At 65.5% G+C, this 15,804-nt stretch carries 27 protein-coding genes and 1 pseudogene; all 28 read left to right on the plus strand.

Annotation, left to right across the window (positions count from 1 at the left end):
- Positions 1–201: pseudogene (locus QZ847_RS11300) on the plus strand (50S ribosomal protein L3); the annotation flags it as partial.
- Positions 202–203: 2 nt separating this feature from the next.
- On the plus strand, positions 204–818 hold the full coding sequence (gene rplD / locus QZ847_RS11305; protein WP_294189552.1) for a 50S ribosomal protein L4: 615 nt from the start codon (positions 204–206) through the stop codon (positions 816–818).
- Positions 811–1,125, plus strand: coding sequence for a 50S ribosomal protein L23 (locus QZ847_RS11310; protein WP_019516014.1), 315 nt, complete (start codon positions 811–813; stop codon positions 1,123–1,125). The genes rplD and QZ847_RS11310 overlap by 8 nt, the downstream gene beginning before the upstream one ends.
- Before the next feature lies 1 nt (position 1,126).
- On the plus strand, positions 1,127–1,960 hold the full coding sequence (rplB, locus tag QZ847_RS11315; protein WP_294356570.1) for a 50S ribosomal protein L2: 834 nt from the start codon (positions 1,127–1,129) through the stop codon (positions 1,958–1,960).
- On the plus strand, positions 1,960–2,235 hold the full coding sequence (rpsS, locus tag QZ847_RS11320) for a 30S ribosomal protein S19 (protein ID WP_019516016.1): 276 nt from the start codon (positions 1,960–1,962) through the stop codon (positions 2,233–2,235). The genes rplB and rpsS overlap by 1 nt, the downstream gene beginning before the upstream one ends.
- Complete coding sequence (rplV, locus tag QZ847_RS11325) at positions 2,235–2,612, plus strand: 50S ribosomal protein L22 (protein ID WP_019516017.1); 378 nt, start codon at positions 2,235–2,237, stop codon at positions 2,610–2,612. The genes rpsS and rplV overlap by 1 nt, the downstream gene beginning before the upstream one ends.
- Complete coding sequence (gene rpsC / locus QZ847_RS11330) at positions 2,612–3,319, plus strand: 30S ribosomal protein S3 (protein ID WP_019516018.1); 708 nt, start codon at positions 2,612–2,614, stop codon at positions 3,317–3,319. Before rplV ends, rpsC begins: the two co-directional genes overlap by 1 nt.
- 15 nt (positions 3,320–3,334) lie before the next feature.
- Positions 3,335–3,769, plus strand: coding sequence for a 50S ribosomal protein L16 (gene rplP / locus QZ847_RS11335; protein WP_019516019.1), 435 nt, complete (start codon positions 3,335–3,337; stop codon positions 3,767–3,769).
- A 1-nt stretch (position 3,770) separates the two neighbouring features.
- Complete coding sequence (gene rpmC, locus QZ847_RS11340) at positions 3,771–3,983, plus strand: 50S ribosomal protein L29 (RefSeq protein WP_019516020.1); 213 nt, start codon at positions 3,771–3,773, stop codon at positions 3,981–3,983.
- A gap of 13 nt (positions 3,984–3,996) precedes the next feature.
- Positions 3,997–4,269 (plus strand): 30S ribosomal protein S17, encoded by a 273-nt coding sequence (rpsQ, locus tag QZ847_RS11345; protein ID WP_019516021.1) that lies wholly within the window; start codon positions 3,997–3,999, stop codon positions 4,267–4,269.
- A gap of 251 nt (positions 4,270–4,520) precedes the next feature.
- Positions 4,521–4,889 carry a 50S ribosomal protein L14 gene (gene rplN / locus QZ847_RS11350; protein ID WP_019516022.1) on the plus strand — a complete coding sequence of 123 codons (369 nt, stop codon included), beginning with the start codon at positions 4,521–4,523 and terminating at the stop codon, positions 4,887–4,889.
- Positions 4,889–5,212 (plus strand): 50S ribosomal protein L24, encoded by a 324-nt coding sequence (gene rplX / locus QZ847_RS11355; RefSeq protein ID WP_294189575.1) that lies wholly within the window; start codon positions 4,889–4,891, stop codon positions 5,210–5,212. The genes rplN and rplX overlap by 1 nt, the downstream gene beginning before the upstream one ends.
- Positions 5,205–5,792 carry a 50S ribosomal protein L5 gene (rplE, locus tag QZ847_RS11360; RefSeq protein ID WP_026325811.1) on the plus strand — a complete coding sequence of 196 codons (588 nt, stop codon included), beginning with the start codon at positions 5,205–5,207 and terminating at the stop codon, positions 5,790–5,792. Before rplX ends, rplE begins: the two co-directional genes overlap by 8 nt.
- Before the next feature lie 18 nt (positions 5,793–5,810).
- On the plus strand, positions 5,811–6,116 hold the full coding sequence (gene rpsN, locus QZ847_RS11365; protein ID WP_026325812.1) for a 30S ribosomal protein S14: 306 nt from the start codon (positions 5,811–5,813) through the stop codon (positions 6,114–6,116).
- Positions 6,117–6,127: 11 nt separating this feature from the next.
- Positions 6,128–6,523 (plus strand): 30S ribosomal protein S8, encoded by a 396-nt coding sequence (gene rpsH / locus QZ847_RS11370; protein WP_093005713.1) that lies wholly within the window; start codon positions 6,128–6,130, stop codon positions 6,521–6,523.
- Positions 6,523–7,056 (plus strand): 50S ribosomal protein L6, encoded by a 534-nt coding sequence (gene rplF / locus QZ847_RS11375; protein WP_294356572.1) that lies wholly within the window; start codon positions 6,523–6,525, stop codon positions 7,054–7,056. The genes rpsH and rplF overlap by 1 nt, the downstream gene beginning before the upstream one ends.
- Positions 7,053–7,409 (plus strand): 50S ribosomal protein L18, encoded by a 357-nt coding sequence (gene rplR / locus QZ847_RS11380; protein ID WP_294356574.1) that lies wholly within the window; start codon positions 7,053–7,055, stop codon positions 7,407–7,409. The genes rplF and rplR overlap by 4 nt, the downstream gene beginning before the upstream one ends.
- A 3-nt stretch (positions 7,410–7,412) precedes the next feature.
- Entirely contained in the window at positions 7,413–8,222 is an 810-nt protein-coding gene (gene rpsE, locus QZ847_RS11385; protein WP_294356576.1) for a 30S ribosomal protein S5, read from the plus strand.
- A 6-nt stretch (positions 8,223–8,228) separates the two neighbouring features.
- Positions 8,229–8,408 (plus strand): 50S ribosomal protein L30, encoded by a 180-nt coding sequence (rpmD, locus tag QZ847_RS11390; protein WP_093005721.1) that lies wholly within the window; start codon positions 8,229–8,231, stop codon positions 8,406–8,408.
- Positions 8,409–8,506: 98 nt separating this feature from the next.
- Positions 8,507–9,025, plus strand: coding sequence for a 50S ribosomal protein L15 (rplO, locus tag QZ847_RS11395; RefSeq protein ID WP_294189586.1), 519 nt, complete (start codon positions 8,507–8,509; stop codon positions 9,023–9,025).
- Between the two features lie 202 nt (positions 9,026–9,227).
- Complete coding sequence (gene secY / locus QZ847_RS11400) at positions 9,228–10,592, plus strand: preprotein translocase subunit SecY (RefSeq protein WP_026325813.1); 1,365 nt, start codon at positions 9,228–9,230, stop codon at positions 10,590–10,592.
- A 45-nt stretch (positions 10,593–10,637) separates the two neighbouring features.
- On the plus strand, positions 10,638–11,285 hold the full coding sequence (locus QZ847_RS11405; RefSeq protein WP_294356580.1) for an adenylate kinase: 648 nt from the start codon (positions 10,638–10,640) through the stop codon (positions 11,283–11,285).
- Positions 11,286–11,701: 416 nt separating this feature from the next.
- Positions 11,702–11,935 (plus strand): hypothetical protein, encoded by a 234-nt coding sequence (locus QZ847_RS11410; RefSeq protein WP_294356582.1) that lies wholly within the window; start codon positions 11,702–11,704, stop codon positions 11,933–11,935.
- A gap of 174 nt (positions 11,936–12,109) precedes the next feature.
- Positions 12,110–12,478, plus strand: a complete 369-nt coding sequence (gene rpsM, locus QZ847_RS11415) for a 30S ribosomal protein S13 (RefSeq protein WP_019516036.1) — start codon at positions 12,110–12,112, stop codon at positions 12,476–12,478.
- Between the two features lie 122 nt (positions 12,479–12,600).
- Positions 12,601–12,990 (plus strand): 30S ribosomal protein S11, encoded by a 390-nt coding sequence (rpsK, locus tag QZ847_RS11420; RefSeq protein ID WP_019516037.1) that lies wholly within the window; start codon positions 12,601–12,603, stop codon positions 12,988–12,990.
- Positions 12,991–13,081: 91 nt separating this feature from the next.
- Entirely contained in the window at positions 13,082–14,146 is a 1,065-nt protein-coding gene (locus tag QZ847_RS11425) for a DNA-directed RNA polymerase subunit alpha (RefSeq protein WP_093005727.1), read from the plus strand.
- A gap of 214 nt (positions 14,147–14,360) precedes the next feature.
- Positions 14,361–14,780 carry a 50S ribosomal protein L17 gene (gene rplQ / locus QZ847_RS11430; protein ID WP_294356584.1) on the plus strand — a complete coding sequence of 140 codons (420 nt, stop codon included), beginning with the start codon at positions 14,361–14,363 and terminating at the stop codon, positions 14,778–14,780.
- Positions 14,781–14,937: 157 nt separating this feature from the next.
- The gene (locus tag QZ847_RS11435; RefSeq protein WP_294356586.1) at positions 14,938–15,567 is read left to right on the plus strand and encodes a LysE family translocator; all 630 of its coding nucleotides are present in this window, start codon (positions 14,938–14,940) and stop codon (positions 15,565–15,567) included.
- Positions 15,568–15,804: the final 237 nt, after the last annotated feature.

Genomic DNA, 15,804 nt, shown 5'->3' on the forward strand with positions numbered 1-15,804 from the left:
CGCGGCCTGATCTTCGTCAAGGGCTCGGTGCCCGGCTCGAAGGGTGGCTGGCTGTTCGTCAAGGACGCGGTCAAGCTGCCGCGCCACGAGACCGCACCGTTCCCGGCCAGCCTGAAGCAGGCTGCCACCAACAACACCGCCGCTGATACGCCGGCCGACATCTCGGCCGACACGCAAGCGACCGACGGCCAGGAGGGCTGAACGTGAAGGTCAAGGTTTCCTCCTTTGCCGGCACTGACGCTGCAGAGATCGAGCTCAACGACGAGGTCTTCGGCCTCGATCCGCGTGCCGACATCCTGCACCGTGTCGTGACCTGGCAGCTCGAGAAGCGTCGCGCCACCGCGCGCGGCACCCGTGAGCGCGCCGACGTCGCCCGCTCGGGCAAGAAGTTCGGTCGCCAGAAGGGCGGCGGTACGGCTCGTCACGGCGATCGCCGCGCTCCGGTGTTCATCGGCGGTGGTAAGGCGCACGGCGCCCGCGTTCGCGACTTCAATCCCGGCCTGAACAAGAAGGTTCGCGCGCTGGGCCTGAAGATGGCGCTGTCGGCCCATGCGAAGAACGGTTCGCTGATCGTGCTCGACGGCTTCTCGGTCGCCAAGACCGCCGAGCTGAAGGGTCATTTCGCGACGCTCAACGCTGGCAAGCGCACGCTCGTCATCGACGGCGACGCGGGCGAGGGCTTCCGCGCCGGCCGCAACCTGGTCGGCGTCGACATGCTCCCCGCAGTGGGGGCGAACGTCTACGACATCATCAAGGCTGACACGCTGGTCCTGACCCGCGCGGCGGTCGAGAAGCTGGAGGCTCGCTTCAATGGCTAAGCAGGCAAAGGCGATCGACAACCGTCACTATGACGTGATTGTCGCGCCGCACATCACGGAGAAGGCGACCCTTCTCTCCGAGCAGAACGCCGTCGTGTTCAAGGTCGCCAACAAGGCGACCAAGCCGGAGATCAAGGCAGCGGTCGAGGCTCTGTTCGACGTGTCCGTGAAGAGCGTGAACACGATCGTGCAGAAGGGCAAGACCAAGCGTTGGAAGGGTGCGCCCTACCAGCGGTCTGACATGAAGAAGGCGATCGTCACCCTCACCGAGGGCCAGTCGATCGACGTCACCGAGGGGGCCAAGTAAGATGGCACTCAAGCATTATAACCCGACGTCGCCTGCGCAGCGCGGCCTCATCCTCGTCGACAAGTCGTCGCTGTGGAAGGGCAAGCCCGTCAAGGCGCTGACCGAGGGCAAGAACAAGACCGGCGGCCGCAACAACAAGGGCCACGTGACCAGCCGCGGCATCGCGGGCGGCCACAAGCAGAAGTATCGCTTCATCGACTTCAAGCGTCGCAAGTGGGACGCCGAGGGCACGGTCGAGCGGCTCGAGTACGATCCCAACCGCACCGCGTTCATCGCGTTGGTGTCGTATGCGGACGGCGAGCAGGCCTACATCATCGCGCCGCAGCGTCTCGCGGTCGGTGACAAGGTGATCGCGGCGAAGAAGACCGACACCAAGCCCGGCAACGCGATGGAGATCGGCCAGGTCCCCGTCGGCACCATCGTCCACAACGTGGAGATGAAGCCGAACAAGGGTGGTCAGATCGCACGTTCGGCCGGCACCTACGTGCAGGTCGTGGGTCGCGACCGCGGCATGGTGATCGTGCGCCTGAACTCGGGCGAGCAGCGCTACATCCGTGCGGAGTGCATGGCGACGGTCGGCGCGGTGTCGAATCCGGACAACCAGAACACGAACCTCGGCAAGGCCGGTCGTTCGCGCTGGCTGGGTTCGCGTCCGCTGACCCGCGGTGTTGCGAAGAACCCGGTCGACCACCCGCACGGCGGTGGTGAAGGCCGGACCTCGGGCGGCCGTCATCCGGTCACGCCGTGGGGCAAGCCGACCAAGGGTGCGCGCACCCGCCACAACAAGTCTACGGACAAGATGATCATCCGTAGCCGTCACGCGAGGAAGAAGTAATGGCGCGCTCCGTCTGGAAGGGCCCGTTCGTCGAACTGAGCCTTCTCAAGAAGGCCGAAGCCGCGCAGGACGCGGGTGGCCGCGCGCCGATCAAGACCTGGTCGCGCCGCTCCACCATCCTGCCGCAGTTCGTCGGTCTGACGTTCACCGTCTACAATGGCCGCAAGTTCGTGCCTGTCTCGATCAACGAAGACATGGTCGGCATGAAGCTCGGCGAGTTCGCGCCGACCCGGTATTTTCCGGGTCACGCGGCTGACAAGAAGGGCAAGCGCTGATGTCGAAGCCAGCATCCCCTCGCAAGGTCGGCGACAAGGAGGCCTTGTCGGTCGGCACGCAGATCCGCGGATCTGCGCAGAAGCTCAACCTGGTCGCGGGCCTGATCCGCGGCCGCAAGGTCAGCGACGCGCTGAACATCCTGCAGTTCTCGACCAAGGCAATGGCGGTTGACGCACGCAAGGTGCTCGCCTCCGCGATCGCCAACGCCGAGAACAACCACAACCTCGACGTCGACGCGCTCGTTGTCGCCGAGGCGTCGGTCGGCAAGTCGATCACCATGAAGCGGTTCGCCACGCGCGGCCGCGGCAAGTCCACCCGCATCCTAAAGCCGTTCTCGCGGCTGCGGATCGTCGTGCGCGAGCAGGAAGAAGCCTAATGGGTCACAAGAGCAACCCGATCGGTCTGCGCCTGCAGATCAACCGCACCTGGGACAGCCGCTGGTTCGCGGAAGGCCAGGACTATGGTCGCCTGCTGCTGGAGGATCTGAAGATTCGCCAGTACATCATGGACACGCTGCCGCAGGCGGCGATCTCCAAGGTGGTGATCGAGCGTCCGGCCAAGCTGTGCCGCATCTCCGTCTTCGCCGCGCGTCCGGGCGTGATCATCGGCAAGAAGGGTTCGGACATCGAGAAGCTTCGCAAGAAGCTCGGCACGATGACCGCCTCGGACGTGTCGCTGAACATCGTCGAGATCCGCAAGCCCGAGGTCGACGCCAAGCTCGTCGCCCAGGGCATTGCCGACCAGCTCGAGCGTCGTATCGCATTCCGCCGCGCCATGAAGCGCGCGGTGCAGTCGGCGATGCGCCTGGGTGCCGACGGCATCCGCGTCGCGTGCGGTGGTCGCCTGGGCGGCGCCGAGATCGCGCGTTCGGAGAGCTATCGTGAGGGTCGCGTGCCGCTGCATACGCTGCGCGCCAACCTCGACTATGCCGAAGCGCAGGCGCACACCGCTTACGGTGTCTGCGGCGTGAAGGTGTGGGTCTTCAAGGGCGAGATCCTGGGCCACGATCCGATGGCGCAGGACCGGCTGATGATGGAGGCTCAGACCTCCGGCGTGCGCCCCGCGCGCGACGATCGCCGCTAAGGCACAGGACAGAACATGCTGCAACCAAAGCGCACCAAGTTCCGCAAGGCGTTCAAGGGCCGCATCCACGGCGACGCCAAGGGCGGCACGGCTCTGAACTTCGGCTCGTACGGGCTGAAGGCAATGGAGCCGGAACGCATCACCGCGCGTCAGATCGAGGCGGCCCGCCGCGCGATCACGCGCCACATCAAGCGCCAGGGCCGTCTCTGGATCCGCATCTTCCCGGACGTTCCCGTCTCGTCGAAGCCGGCCGAAGTTCGCATGGGCTCGGGCAAGGGTTCGCCGGAGTTCTGGGCCGCGCGCGTCAAGCCGGGCCGGATCCTGTTCGAGCTCGACGGCGTCGAGGGCAAGATCGCGGCGGAAGCGTTCGAGCGCGCCGCGATGAAGCTGCCGATCAAGACCAAGGTGGTGGCGCGTCTGGGCGACACGTCGCACCTGGGAGGCGAGTGAGATGGCTAAGGGTAAGACCAAGACCGATTTTGTCGGCCAGACCGACGACCAGCTCGGCGAGAGCCTGGGCCAGCTGAAGCGCGAGCAGTTCAACCTGCGCTTCCAGGCGGCGACCAACCAGCTCGAAAAGCCGAGCCGCGTTCGCGAGGTCCGCAAGGACATCGCGCGCATCAAGACCCAGCAGGCGCAGCGCAACGCTGCCGCTGGCAAGTAAGAGGACGAGAGACATGCCGAAGCGCGTGCTGACCGGGGTGATCGTCTCGGACAAGGGCGAGAAGACGGTGGTCGTCAACGTGGAGCGCAAGGTCAAGCACCCGCTCTACGGCAAGATCATCCGCCGTTCGAAGAAGTACCACGCCCACGACGAGGCGAACGAGTACAAGCAGGGCGAGACCGTTCGCATCGAAGAGACGGCGCCGATGTCAAAGCTCAAGAACTGGAAGGTGGTCGAGCGGGTCAACACCCATGCGACGCCGGAACGGGTAGACGTCGACGCATAAAGCGTCGGGCGTGAGAGCCCTTCTCTCGTTTCGTGCAGGGTCTGCCTGATCGCAGAGACCACATGAGCGGGGGAGGGGGCGACGTAGCGACACAGGCGTAAGTCCCGCAGCGGACTTGCGTTTCGTCGCTGGGGCGGTTACCGGACCGCTCCCCCTGGTGCAGCACCGTGTAAACGGTCGCCCGCGCCGGGGGTCGTTATTTTAGGCGGGGTTGGGTCGGTATCCACCCCATTGGATAAGGACACGGATCAATGATCCAGATGCAGTCGAACCTCGACGTCGCTGACAACAGCGGCGCGAAGCGCGTGCAGTGCATCAAGGTGCTGGGCGGCTCCAAGCGTCGCACGGCCGGCGTGGGCGACATCATCGTCGTCTCCGTCAAGGAAGCACAGCCGCGCGGCCGCGTGAAGAAGGGCGACGTTCACCGCGCCGTCATCGTGCGTACCGCCAAGGATATCCGCCGCGCCGATGGCTCGGTTATTCGCTTCGACGGCAATGCCGCGGTGCTGGTCAACAAGAACGAGGAGCCGATCGGCACTCGTATCTTCGGGCCGGTGGTACGCGAGCTGCGCGGGCGTGGCCACATGAAGGTCATCAGCCTGGCGCCGGAGGTGCTGTGATGAGCAACACGAAGATGAAGATCAAGAAGGGCGATCAGGTCATCGTCCTGTCGGGCAAGGACAAGGGCAAGACCGGCACGGTCACGCTCGCCATGCCGCGCGACCAGAAGGTCGTCGTGGGTGGCATCAATGTCGCGACCCGTCACCGCAAGCCGAGCCAGGCACAGCCGCAGGGCGGCCTGGAGCGCGTAGAGGCACCGCTGCACGTCTCCAAGGTCGCGCACGTGACCGCCGACGGCAAGCCGACGCGCGTGCGCTACGAAACGCAGGACGGCAAGAAGGTCCGCGTTTCGGTCAAGACCGGGAGCAAGATCGATGGCTGATTACAAGCCCCGCATGAAGTCGATGTACGACGACTCGATCGCTAAGGCGATGACCGAGAAGTTCGGGTACAAGAACGTGCTCGAGGTTCCGCGGATCGAGAAGATCGTGCTCAACATGGGCGTCGGTGAGGCGACCCAGGACAAGAAGAAGGTCGAGCAGGCAGCGTCCGAGATGGAGCTGATCGCCGGCCAGAAGCCTGTCATCACCAAGGCGAAGAAGTCGATCGCGCAGTTCAAGCTGCGTGAAGGCATGCCGATCGGCGTCAAGGTGACGCTGCGTCGCGAGCGCATGTACGAGTTTCTCGACCGTTTCATCACGATCGCGCTGCCGCGCGTTCGCGATTTCCGTGGTCTGAACCCGAAGAGCTTCGACGGTCGCGGCAACTATGCCTGCGGCATCAAGGAGCAGATCGTGTTCCCCGAGATCAACTATGACCGCATCGACAAGGTGCGAGGCATGGATGTGATTGTGACGACCAGCGCGAAGACCGACGAGGAGGCGCGTGAGCTCCTCCGCCTGTTCGGCTTCCCGTTCCCGCAGGCCGAGGACGAGGCCGATGCGCCGCGTCAGGCCGCGTAACAAAGAGAGCTTAAGTCCATGGCGAAACTGAGTTCCGTGAACAAGAACGAGCGTCGCAAGAAGCTCGTGAAGCAATATGCCCCGAAGTTCGCAAAGCTGAAGGCGATTGCCAACGACGAGTCGCTCGACGAGACCGAGCGTCTCATCGCGCGCCTCAAGATGTCCGAGTTGCCGCGTAACGCGAACCCGACCCGCATCCGCAACCGCTGCGAGATCACCGGGCGCCCGCGCGCTTATTACCGCAAGTTCCGTCTCGCACGTGTGATGCTGCGCGATCTGGCCAACAAGGGCCTGATCCCGGGTCTCACGAAGTCGAGCTGGTAAGGACACGACAGATGGCAGTGACCGATCCCCTGGGTGACCTGCTCACCCGCATCCGCAACGGCCAGCGCGCGCGCAAGGACAGCGTCCTCTCGCCCGCCAGCAAGCTGCGGACCCGCGTGCTCGACGTGCTTCAGCGCGAAGGCTACATTCGTGGCTATAGCGAAGAAGAGATGGGCCCTGCTAAGGGCGTCCGTATCGAGCTCAAGTATTTCGAAGGCCAGCCCGCGATCAAGCACGTGGCGCGCGTCTCGAAGCCCGGCCGCCGCGTCTACTCGGGTAGCCAGGAGCTTCCCCGCGTGATGAACGGCTTGGGCATCACCATCGTATCGACGCCGCGCGGCGTGCTCTCGGATGCCGAGGCACGCGAGCAGAACGTCGGTGGCGAAGTGCTGGCGGAGGTGTTCTGATGAGCCGCATCGGAAAGAAAGCAGTGCCGGTTCCGGCCGGCGTGACCGCCGACATCGCCGGTCGCGTGCTGAGCGTGAAGGGGCCCAAGGGCACCCTGACGATGCCGCTCGTCGACGAGATCACCTATGATGTTCAGCAGGACGGCATTTCGGTGCAGCCGGCGAACGACACCAAGCGCGCTCGCGCGTTCTGGGGCATGCAGCGCACGCTGGTGCAGAACCTGGTGACGGGCGTGACCACGGGCTTCTCGAAGAAGCTGGTCATCACCGGCGTCGGTTACCGCGCCGCGGCGCAGGGTCGTAACCTGAAGCTGCAGCTCGGCTACAGTCACGACGTCAACATCGACGTGCCCGAGGGCATCGAGGTGAAGACGCCGGACGCCACCACCGTCGAGATCAGCGGTTCGGACAAGCAAAAGGTGGGTCAGCTCGCCGCCGAGATCCGCCGCTGGCGCAAGCCGGAGCCGTACAAGGGCAAGGGCATCAAGTACGACGGCGAGTTCATCTTCCGTAAGGAAGGAAAGAAGAAGTGACCAAGGGCCTTTCGCTTTTCGAGAAGCGGCGTCGCCGCAACCGCACCGCGCTGCGCGCGCGGGCGGGTACGCGTCCGCGCCTGTCGGTTCACCGTTCGGGCAAGCATATCTACGCGCAGATCATCGACGATGAGGCGGGCCGCACGGTCGCTTCGGCTTCGACGCTGGAGCAGGATGCGCGTGGTACTTCGGGTGCCAACGTGTCGGCTGCGACCGAGGTCGGTCGTCGCGTGGCCGAGAAGGCCAAGGCGGCGGGCGTGACGCAGGTCGTGTTCGATCGTGGCGGCTTCCTGTTTCACGGCCGGGTGAAGGCGTTGGCGGAAGCCGCGCGCGAAGCCGGACTGGAGTTCTAAGACATGGCTGACGACAACAACCAGACGGCAGGCGAGCCGATGGCGGCAACCGCGCCGCAGGACGCTGGTCAGAGCGCGGGCACCAACGGTGGTGGCCAGGGTAGCGGCGGCTTCGGTGGCGGTCAGGGCGGCGGCTATCGCGGCGGCCAGGGCGGCGGTCGCGGCGGTCCCGGTGGCGGTCGCGGTCGTGGGGGCCCCGGCGGCAATCGCGGTGGTCGTGACGGCGGTCGCGGTGGTCGTCGTGACGATCGTCGCGGCGGACAGGACGATGGCGGCGAGGAGCTGATCGAGAAGCTCGTCCACATCAACCGCGTGTCGAAGACGGTGAAGGGCGGTAAGCGCTTCGGCTTCGCAGCACTCGTCGTCGTCGGTGACGGCAAGGGCCGCGTCGGCTTCGGGCACGGCAAGGCGCGCGAGGTGCCTGAGGCAATTTCGAAGGCGACTGCGTCGGCGAAGAAGAAGATGCTGCGCGTTCCGCTGAAGGAAGGTCGCACGCTGCACCACGACGGTAACGGTCACTTCGGTGCCGGTCGCGTCACCGTCCGCTCGGCGCCGCAGGGTACCGGGATCATCGCGGGTGGCCCGATGCGCGCCATCTTCGAGAGCCTGGGTGTCCACGACGTCGTGACCAAGTCGGTCGGCACGTCGAACCCGTACAACATGATCCGCGCGACGTTCGAGGCACTGGGTGAGCAGACCTCGCCCAAGGCCGTCGCACAGCGCCGCGGCAAGAAGATCGCGGACCTGCTCGGTCGCGGCGCTGGCGCTGACGCGCAGACCGCCGAGGCCGATGCCGCGGCGATCACGGAGTAACGATCAATGGCTACCATCAAGGTCAAGCAGACCGGTTCGCCGATCCGCCGCACCAAGGATCAGCGCGCGACGCTGATCGGTCTCGGCCTCAACAAGATGCACAAGGTCGCGGAGCTGCAGGACAGCCCCGAGGTCCGCGGAATGATCCGCAAGGTGCACCACATGGTCGAGGTGCAGGAGGGCTGAGCCTTCCACACCTTTACCGGTGACAGTTACGGGGAAGGGGGCTAAGCGGCCCCCTTCCTTTTCCTTTAGCGCGACAAAAGCGAAAGCGAGTGCATATCATGAAGCTCAACGAACTCCGCGACAACGAAGGTGCCCGCAAGTCCCGCATGCGCGTGGGCCGTGGCATCGGCTCGGGCAAGGGCAAGACCGGCGGCCGCGGCGTAAAGGGTCAGAAGAGCCGCGAAGGCGTGTCGATCGCCGGCTTCGAGGGCGGTCAGATGCCACTCCACATGCGTCTGCCGAAGCGCGGCTTCAACAACATCTTCGCCAAGGACTACGCCGAGGTGAACCTGGGCGCGATCGAGAAGGCGATCGCGTCGGGCAAGCTGACCGGTACCGACATCGACCATGCGGCGCTCAAGGCGGCTGGCCTCGCGCGCGGTGGCAAGGACGGCGTGCGTCTGCTCGGCAAGGGCACGCTTTCGTCGAAGCTGAACTTCACCGTCGCGGGCGTTTCGGCGTCGGCGCGTGAGGCGGTCGAGAAGGCTGGCGGCTCGGTCACCGTGCCCGAGATCGTTCCGGCGGCGGAGAAGGCCAAGGCCAAGCACCGCACCGGTCGCGCGGCACCGCGCGCCTGATCGCATAACTGTGGCGCGTCGGCCACAACGCCGACGCGTGCACGGTGTGATCAAACCCGTGGCATTAGACCCCGCAAAAATTAGACAGGGCGTGTAATACGCCTATATGAGCGGCGGGGGCGGGTTGACGCTTCCCGCCGCTTTTGTTTGGTGCGCGCGACGCGCTCGCGCGACCAGTTCCGTTTCAGGATTCGCGAAAACGATGGCATCCGTAGCCAACAACATGGCCTCCAGCATCAGCCTCGCGAAGTTCGCGCAGGCGACCGACCTGAAGAAGCGTCTGTGGTTCACGATCGGCGCGCTGATCGTCTTCCGCCTGCTGAGCTACGTGCCGCTGCCGGGTGTCGATGCGACCGCGCTCGGCCTGCTCGCCGATCAGACCAAAGGCGGCGTGCTCGACTTCTTCAACACCTTCTCGGGTGGTTCGCTCAGCCGCATGTCGCTGATCGCGCTGGGCGTGATGCCGTACATCACAGCCTCGATCGTGGTGCAGTTGGCGACTTCGCTGTCGCCGCAGCTTGCCGCCATTAAGAAGGAAGGTGAGAGCGGTCGCAAGAAACTGAACCAGTACACGCGCTACGGCACCGTCGCGCTGACCGCGGTGCAGGGCTATTTTATCGCGGTCGGGCTCGAGACGCTCGGCGCGAACTCGGGCATCCAGGCGGTGGTCGAGCCGGGCATGCTGTTCCGCATCAACGCGGTGGTGTCGCTGATCGGCGGGACGATGTTCCTGATGTGGATCGGCGAGCAGATCACCAGCCGGGGCATCGGCAACGGCGTGTCGCTGATCATCATGGCGGGCATCGTCGCGCACCTGCCGACCACGATCGTCAACCTGCTGGAGGGCGGTCGCTCGGGCTCGATGAGCGCGTTCGTGCTGATCGCGATCATTGCAGTGGTCGTCGGGCTCGTGCTGCTGATCTGCTTCATGGAGCGCGCGCAGCGTCGTATCCTGATCCAATATCCCAAGCGGCAGACGCAGCGCGGGATGCAGGCCGACCGCAGCCACCTGCCGCTTAAGATCAACACCGCGGGCGTGATTCCGCCGATTTTCGCATCGTCGCTGTTGCTGATGCCGCTGACGATCACGCAGTTCGCGGGTAACCGCGTCAAGGGTGACAGCTGGTGGGGTGATGCGATCATCAGCCTCAACCAGTATCTGCAGCACGGCGCACCGCTCTACATGGCGCTCTATGCCGCGGGCATCATCTTCTTCTCGTTCTTCTACACTGCGGTCGTCTTCAATCCGGAAGAAACAGCGGAGAATCTGAAGCGCTACGGCGGGTTCATTCCCGGCATCCGTCCGGGCAAGAACACCGAAACGTACTTCGACTATGTGCTGACGCGCATTACCGTGATCGGTGCGGCCTACCTGACCTTCATCTGCGTGGTGCCGGAATATCTCGTCTCGGCGCTCTCGATCCCGTTCTATCTCGGCGGCACCAGCCTGCTGATCGTCGTCAACGTGACGATGGACACGGTGACGCAGATCCAGTCGCACCTGCTGGCGCACCAGTATGGCGACCTGATCAAGAAGTCGAAGCTGAAGGGCGCGCGTCGCCGCTGATCAGCGGTGACGTCGAATTTGAGCGAAAACGGGGAGATCGCGCGCGTGAACATCATCCTGCTGGGGCCGCCAGGTGCGGGCAAGGGCACGCAGTCGGAGCGGCTGGTCGCCGAGCACAACATGGTGCAGCTCTCGACCGGCGACATGCTGCGCGCCGCGGTCAAGGCGGGCACCCCGGTCGGCGTTCAGGCCAAGGCGGTGATGGACGCGGGCGAGCTCGTCTCCGACGCGATTGTTTCGGCGCTGATCGGTGAGCGGATGGACGCGGGCACTGGCGCTGGCGCGATCTTCGACGGCTATCCGCGCACCGCGGCGCAGGCCGACGCGCTCGACGTCCTGCTCGCCGAGCGTGGGCAGAAGCTCGACCACGTCATCGAGCTCGAGGTCAACGAGGACGCGCTGGTTGAACGCATCGTCGGCCGCTTCACCTGCGCGAATTGCGGCGCTGGCTATCACGACACGTTCAAGCAGCCGCGAGAGGCGGGCGTGTGCGACGTCTGCGGATCGACCGAGTTCAAGCGCCGTCCCGACGACAACGAGCAGACCGTGCGCACGCGTATGGCCGAGTACCGGGCGAAGACCGCGCCGATTATCCCGATCTACGAGGCGCGCGGGCTTGTGCGCCGCGTCGACGGCATGGCGGACATCGCGGTCGTCACCGCCTCGATCGAGGCGATCCTTAGCGCACGCTGACGCGCCGCGACGTTAAGGAAACAGGGTCATTGATCCGCCCAGGCCGATCGTGACCAGTATTCGAGGTGCGGGTCTGCTTCGCGCACACCTGACGCGCGCCGATTTGCACCCGTACCGTCGCTATTTGTCGCAACAAGCCGGATGAACGCCGGCACGCACTGTCCGCCTCCGCGACGACATGACGAAGAGTTCATGCGCGGGTCACCGCCGTCGCACCTGCGCACCGGTAGAGAAGGGGCATCGGATCGCCGAACGCGATACCGGGCACCACCCCCGCCTGGTACTCCCGCGGCTCTGACTACCCGCCGCCCACACTCCCGGTGGCGTCGGGTTCGCCGGCGAGGGCCTCACGCTCTCGCCGGCGCTTTTACGTCCGCTGCTCGACAAGCCACATTCGACGCGGCAGGGGTATGCGTATGGACGGTCTAACCCTGTTCGGCTTCGCGGCGGTGCTGTTCATGCTCGTCTGCTACGTGCTGGAGGACCGCGCGCCGTTCTGGACCTTGTTGTTCGCGCTCGGCTGCGTCGCAAGCGGAGTGTACGGGTTCCTGCAAGGCGCATGGCCGTTCGCGATGGTGGAGATCATTTGGACGGTGGTCGCATTGCAACGCTGGGTGAAACTGAAACGACGCGCGGAACCACGCGCTTGACTCGGCGTTTGCGCGCGCCTAACTGCTCAACCTTCCGATAGACCGGTCCCGGTGGCGCTTCGTTGCGTGCGCCGCGCTTTTGCGTAAAGGCGGGTCGACCCGGAAGTGCAATGCGACGAGATGGGGCGCGTGGCAGCCATGCCGCACCCCGTGGAGCACAGGAGAACGAATTTCATGGCACGTATCGCGGGTGTCAACATCCCGACCAACAAGCGCGTGATTATCGCGCTGACCTACATCCACGGCATCGGCCCGGCGCACGCCAAGGCGCTGACCACCAAGCTGAACATCGCGGACGACCGCCGCGTGCAGGACCTGACCGACCAGGAAGTGCTGCAGATCCGCGAAGCGATCGACGCCGACTACACCGTCGAGGGTGATCTTCGTCGCGAGACGGCGATGAACATCAAGCGTCTGATGGACCTCGCCTGCTACCGCGGCCTGCGTCACCGCAAGGGCCTGCCGGTCCGCGGCCAGCGCACCCACACCAACGCGCGCACCCGCAAGGGCAAGGCAAAGCCGATCGCCGGCAAGAAGAAGTAAATCGTCCCGCGGGACGATCTACTCCGCCGGAGACAGCTATCCCGGCAGCGCAACCTCCGCTTGCGCACCGGTTGATGGGCACGCCGCCGGCGTCACTTGGAATATAGGTCAGGAACTACCACATGGCTCAGGCACCGCAGCGCATTCGTCGGCGCGAGCGCAAGAACATCACCGCGGGCGTCGCGCACGTGAACGCCAGCTTCAACAACACCATGATCACCATCACCGACGCGCAGGGCAATGCCATCAGTTGGTCCTCGGCCGGCATGATGGGCTTCAAGGGCTCGCGCAAGTCGACCCCGTACGCGGCGCAGGTCGCGGCCGAGGATGCGGGCAAGAAGGCCGCCGAGCACGGTGTCCGCACGCTCGAGGTCGAGGTGAAGGGTCCGGGTTCGGGCCGCGAGTCGGCGCTGCGCGCGCTGCAGGCGGTCGGCTTCCAGATCACGTCGATCCGCGACGTGACCTCGATCCCGCACAACGGCGTGCGCCCTTCGAAGCGTCGCCGCGTCTGATGCTCTCGCGTCGCCGCTGACGAGCGGCTGCGTATCTTACTAGGCGGTGTCGCGTGCGCACGCGCTCCGCCCAACCCCAGGGGACGAGATCTTGTCTGTCAACGCAAAGAACTGGCAGGAACTGAAGAAGCCCAGCGGCCTCGAGAAGAAGAGCGGCGACGGGAAGCGCAAGGCGACGTTCATCGCCGAACCACTCGAGCGCGGCTTCGGCCTGACGCTCGGCAACGCGCTGCGGCGCGTGCTGCTGTCGAGCCTTCAGGGCGCGGCGGTGACCTCGATCAAGATCGAGAACGTGCTGCACGAGTTCAGCTCGCTTGCCGGCGTTCGCGAGGACGTGACGGACATCGTCCTGAACGTGAAGCAGATCGCGATCCGCATGCAGGGCGAAGGCCCGAAGCGGCTCCAGCTCTCCGCCACCGGTCCGGCCGAGGTGAAGGCGGGCGATATCGCGGTGTCGGGCGATATCGAGGTGATGAACCCCGAGCTGGTGATCTGTCACCTCGACGAGGGCGCGACGCTCAACATGGAGCTGACCGCCGACACGGGTAAGGGTTACGTCGCGGCGACCGCCAACCGTCCGGCCGACGCGCCGATCGGTCTGATCCCGGTCGATGCGCTCTATTCGCCGGTGCGTCAGGTGTCGTACAAGGTCGATCCGACCCGCGTCGGGCAGGACCTCGACTATGACAAACTGACGCTGACGATCGAGACCGACGGCACCGTCACGCCCGAGGACGCCGTCGGCTACGCCGGGCGCATCCTGCAGGACCAGCTGGCGCTGTTTGTCCACTTCGACGATTCGTCGGTGACGCGTTCGGCTCCAATCGGCGTTGCGGCGCCGGCGGCGAGCACGGGCGAGGTCGCGGGCGACACCGCGCAGATCAACCGTTACCTGCTCAAGAAGGTCGACGAGCTCGAACTGTCGGTGCGCTCGGCCAACTGCCTCAAGAACGACAACATCATCTATATCGGCGATCTGGTCGGCAAGACCGAAGCCGAGATGCTGCGCACGCCGAATTTCGGCCGCAAGTCGCTCAACGAGATCAAGGAAGTGCTCTCCAGCATGGGGCTGCGCCTCGGCATGGAGATCCCCGGCTGGCCGCCCGAGAATATCGAGGAGATGGCCAAGAAGCTCGAGCAGGAGATTATGGGCTGACCCTGCACCGGTGCAAGCCAACTTGCACCGGAGACAGACCAGCCCGGCCGGCGGGGCGGCTAGCCCGCCCCGACCGACGACGCGGAATTCACTTCCGCGTCCCGGCCGCAACAGAAGGGCTCCCAATAGGAGCGACGGACAACCGGTGGCCCACCGTCCCACCAGGCCCGGGGTACCTCACACGGCCCCCTGACGAACGAGAAGGAAGCACATCATGCGTCACCGTGTAGGCGGTCGTAAACTCCAGCGTACCTCGGCTCACCGCCAGGCGCTGTTCCGCAACATGTCGGCCGCGCTGATCAAGCACGAGCAGATCACCACCACGCTCGCCAAGGCGAAGGAGCTTCGCCCCTACGTCGAGAAGCTGGTGACGCTCGGCAAGAAGGGTGGGCTGTCCAACCGTCGTCTGGCGCACGCGCGCCTGCTCGACGATGCTCAGCTCCAGAAGCTGTTCGACACGCTGGCGACCCGTTATGCGTCGCGTAACGGCGGCTATACCCGCGTCATCAAGGCAGGCATCCGCGCGTCGGATGCGTCGCCGATGGCGATCATCGAGTTCGTCGACCGCGACGTCTCGGCCAAGGGTCAGGACTCGGGTCCGGTCATGGCTGACGAGGATTTCGACGGCGAGTAAGCGCACGTGAGTAGCGCAGGCTGCTCACGAGACGCTCTCGCCCGGCCAGCGGCGCCCAGCGTCGACTGACGACGCGGCTCTGCCGCGGCGGGCCGAAGAGACAAGGGGCCGCTCCGGCGATGGGGCGGCCTCTTTCGTGCGAGACAGAGAGTTCGAGATGACGCTTCACACCTGGTGGCTGTTCGTCGTCGCGGTGTTCCTGCTGTGCGGCACGCCCGGCCCCAACATGCTCCACATCCTGTCGCGCAGCGTCGAGGTCGGCGTGCGCCGGACGACCTTCGCGATGGCGGGGTGCCTGTCGGCGATGCTGATCGTCCTCGCCGCCGCCGCGACCGGGCTGACGACGCTGCTGCGCGCGATTCCGGGGGCGTTTGACGTGCTGCGCTACGTCGGTGTCGCCTATCTGATCTATCTCGGCATCAAGGCGTGGCGAGCCAAGGAGGCGCCGGTCGATGTCGGCGCGGGCACGCTGCCGGCAGCGGTGTCGAAGCGGGCCTTGTTCCGCGGCGGCTTCGCGATCGGCATCAGCAACCCCAAGCTGATCCTGTTCGCCGCGGCGTTCCTGCCGCAGTTCGTCTCGCGCAGCGCGCCCGAGGGGCCGCAGTTCGCGATCCTGGTGGTCACGTTCGTCGCGGTGGAATGCCTGTGGTACGGCGTCTACGCGCTCGGCGGACGTTCGCTGTCACGCTACATGGCGCGTCCGCGCGTGCGACGCGTGTTCGATCGCGTGACCGGGGCGATCTTCGTCGCGTTCGGCGCTGCACTGTTCACCGCACAGTTGGCGTAGTGGCGGACCGATCGGGGCTGTCCTACACCTCCTGCCCGCGTCATTGCTCCTCGCGTTGCTCTCATTCGTATAATCCCGCACACGCGCCCGCCCGCGCGCACCTGCGTAGGGGTGTGACCTTTGCGACCTTTCACGTGAGCCGCGCAGTCGCTACACGCGCGCGGATGGAGCATCCCGACAGTATCCTCATCGTCGATTTCGGCAGCCAGGTGACCCAGCTGATCGCGCGCCGCGTGC

Source organism: uncultured Sphingomonas sp. (assembly GCF_913778135.1).
Lineage (GTDB): Bacteria > Pseudomonadota > Alphaproteobacteria > Sphingomonadales > Sphingomonadaceae > Sphingomonas.